At 68.7% G+C, this 515-nt stretch carries 1 protein-coding gene; it reads right to left on the bottom strand.

What is annotated here, in order from left to right; genetic code table 11:
* Positions 1-278: DUF4126 domain-containing protein (locus JCM9942_RS17905; protein ID WP_157723104.1), on the bottom strand; the 278-nt coding region annotated here is incomplete at its 3' end.
* Between the last annotated feature and the right edge of the window lie 237 nt (positions 279-515).

The raw sequence follows: 515 nt of genomic DNA, 5'->3' as shown, positions 1-515 counted from the left end.
GCCGCGGCGAGGAAGGCGCCGGCCGGCACCCGGGCAAGGGTCTGCAGCAGGTCCCAGATCGAGTCCACACCGGGAATCTTGTCGGCGAAAAATTCGGTGACGGCCAGTGCGCCGGAGGTGCCCAGCACCCACCAGGACTGCGTGGCCTGCAGCGCCGGCGGCAGCTCGACCCAGCCCAGCAGCCCGGCCAGGCCCACGCCGAACACGGTCAGATACACCCGGATGCCGGCCAGCCAGGCCAGCAGGATGCCGATGACAAAGATATGGGCGTCGGTCACGGTCGTCGGTCCATGAGGAAACTGTGAGCAGGGTCCAACTATCGGGCATGGCCGCGGTGAATGCCAGATCCGGCCTGCCGGCGCCCTGGCCGGGGGTCGTTTACACTGCCGTGTCGTTTCGAACGGAGCAGAAGCGCCCGTCTTCACTCACGGGTGCCGGCCACTGCCATGAACAACCGATCGCCTTCCCGTTTCCAGATCACCCCGCGCGGCGCCGGTGGCACCCGCCCGGGCTGG

It is taken from the genome of Stenotrophomonas pictorum JCM 9942 (assembly GCF_001310775.1).
GTDB classification, from domain to species: domain Bacteria; phylum Pseudomonadota; class Gammaproteobacteria; order Xanthomonadales; family Xanthomonadaceae; genus Stenotrophomonas; species Stenotrophomonas pictorum.
Note: the sequence above shows the minus strand (reverse complement) of the source record. Positions and strands in the feature narration are given on the sequence as shown.